Source organism: Streptomyces sp. NPDC003247, assembly GCF_042888135.1.
GTDB lineage: Bacteria > Actinomycetota > Actinomycetes > Streptomycetales > Streptomycetaceae > Streptomyces.
In genome coordinates, this window is record NZ_JBIAPF010000035.1 from 1 (window position 1) to 1,850 (window position 1,850).

Below are 1,850 nucleotides of genomic sequence, written 5' to 3' on the forward strand. Positions count from 1 at the left end.
AACACAGTGGACGCGAGCAACTGAGGACAAGCCCTCGGCCTATTAGTACCGGTCACCTCCACACGTTACCGTGCTTCCAGATCCGGCCTATCAACCCAGTCGTCTACTGGGAGCCTTACCCCATCAAGTGGGTGGGAATACTCATCTCGAAGCAGGCTTCCCGCTTAGATGCTTTCAGCGGTTATCCCTCCCGAACGTAGCCAACCAGCCATGCCCTTGGCAGAACAACTGGCACACCAGAGGTTCGTCCGTCCCGGTCCTCTCGTACTAGGGACAGCCCTTCTCAATATTCCTACGCGCGCAGCGGATAGGGACCGAACTGTCTCACGACGTTCTAAACCCAGCTCGCGTACCGCTTTAATGGGCGAACAGCCCAACCCTTGGGACCGACTCCAGCCCCAGGATGCGACGAGCCGACATCGAGGTGCCAAACCATCCCGTCGATATGGACTCTTGGGGAAGATCAGCCTGTTATCCCCGGGGTACCTTTTATCCGTTGAGCGACGGCGCTTCCACAAGCCACCGCCGGATCACTAGTCCCGACTTTCGTCCCTGCTCGACCCGTCGGTCTCACAGTCAAGCTCCCTTGTGCACTTACACTCAACACCTGATTACCAACCAGGCTGAGGGAACCTTTGGGCGCCTCCGTTACCCTTTAGGAGGCAACCGCCCCAGTTAAACTACCCATCAGACACTGTCCCTGATCCGGATCACGGACCCAGGTTAGACATCCAGCACGACCAGACTGGTATTTCAACGACGACTCCACAAGAACTGGCGTCCCTGCTTCACAGTCTCCCAGCTATCCTACACAAGCCGAACCGAACACCAATATCAAACTGTAGTAAAGGTCCCGGGGTCTTTCCGTCCTGCTGCGCGAAACGAGCATCTTTACTCGTAGTGCAATTTCACCGGGCCTATGGTTGAGACAGTCGAGAAGTCGTTACGCCATTCGTGCAGGTCGGAACTTACCCGACAAGGAATTTCGCTACCTTAGGATGGTTATAGTTACCACCGCCGTTTACTGGCGCTTAAGTTCTCAGCTTCGCCCACCCGAAAGTGAGCTAACCGGTCCCCTTAACGTTCCAGCACCGGGCAGGCGTCAGTCCGTATACATCGCCTTACGGCTTCGCACGGACCTGTGTTTTTAGTAAACAGTCGCTTCTCGCTGGTCTCTGCGGCCACCCCCAGCTCAAGGCGCAAAGCCCATCACCGGATGTGGCCCCCCTTCTCCCGAAGTTACGGGGGCATTTTGCCGAGTTCCTTAACCATAGTTCACCCGAACGCCTCGGTATTCTCTACCTGACCACCTGAGTCGGTTTAGGGTACGGGCCGCCATGAAACTCGCTAGAGGCTTTTCTCGACAGCATAGGATCATCCACTTCACCACAATCGGCTCGGCATCAGGTCTCAGCCTTGTGTGCGACGGATTTACCTATCGCACGGCCTACACCCTTACCCCGGGACAACCACCGCCCGGGATGGACTACCTTCCTGCGTCACCCCATCACTCACCTACTACCAACTTGGGCCGGCGGCTCCACCACTTTCCATTCCCCGAAGGGTCCGGAACGGCTTCACGGCCTTAGCATCACTGGATTCGATGTTTGACGCTTCACAGCGGGTACCGGAATATCAACCGGTTATCCATCGACTACGCCTGTCGGCCTCGCCTTAGGTCCCGACTTACCCTGGGCAGATCAGCTTGACCCAGGAACCCTTAGTCAATCGGCGCACACGTTTCTCACGTGTGAATCGCTACTCATGCCTGCATTCTCACTCGTCAACCGTCCACAACTACCTTCCGGTGCTGCTTCACCCGGCAGACGACGCTCCCCTACCCATCACAG

Annotated in this window: 1 rRNA gene (running past one end of the window); it reads right to left on the minus strand. The window is 56.8% G+C overall.

Annotated features, from left to right (window positions below):
• Window positions 1-22 precede the first annotated feature (22 nt).
• Window positions 23-1,850: ribosomal RNA gene (locus tag ACFYWQ_RS43560) — 23S ribosomal RNA — on the minus strand; it runs 1,370 nt beyond the window's last position.